Here is a 690-nt window from a genome sequence, read left to right as displayed (position 1 = left end):
TGTTCTGGTCTAATCCCATCGGACACTTAATTTTGAGACAATAACGTCAATAGATTAAGGAAATGATATGAGCCTGAAAAAATCCCATAAAAGCTATCCTCAAGATTTTAAGGATGAGGCTGTCTTGATGGTGACTGAGCAAGGTTACAGTGTTGCGGAAGCGGCTAAGTCACTTGGCGTCGGTACTAGCCTTCTTTACAAGTGGAAAGAGAAGTTTGAAGCCCAGCGCCAAGGTATTAGTTTAGAAGAGTCTGAGCGGGATGAGCTTAAGCGATTGCGTAAAGAAAACAAAGAATTACGCATGGAAAAAGAAATCTTAAAAAAGGCCAGCGCCTTCTTTGCAAGAGAAATGAAGTAAAATTTAATTTCATTAAAAAACAGTCTGGCCAGTTCCCTGTGGCCTTACTCTGCCGTGTTTTGGGTGTAAGCAAGTCCGGTTATTATGATTGGCTTAAGCGCCCTGCAACAGTCATAAACTTGGATACGTTGAAGTTATATCGACGTATCCGACGCCTTTTTGAAAAGAGCCGTGGCAGCTTGGGGAACCGTGAAATGGTAAAGAGATTGCGCAAAGAAGGCTATCAAGTTGGTCGCTATCTTGTTCGTAAAATTATGCGTCGCTTACGCCTTAAGGTCACACAACGCCTGGCTTACAAGGTCACAACAAAGCGTAAGCACTCCGATTCAGTG

1 pseudogene is annotated in these 690 nt (G+C 43.0%); it reads left to right on the top strand.

Annotated elements, in window-relative coordinates:
* Positions 1-67 precede the first annotated feature (67 nt).
* Positions 68-690 (top strand): annotated as a pseudogene (locus K1M91_RS21215) (IS3 family transposase); the annotation flags it as partial.

It is taken from the genome of Motilimonas sp. E26 (genome assembly GCF_021278025.1).
GTDB lineage: Bacteria > Pseudomonadota > Gammaproteobacteria > Enterobacterales > CBDFNC01 > Motilimonas.
The sequence above is the reverse complement of the archived record's forward strand: the minus strand, read 5'-3'. Positions and strand labels throughout refer to the sequence as shown.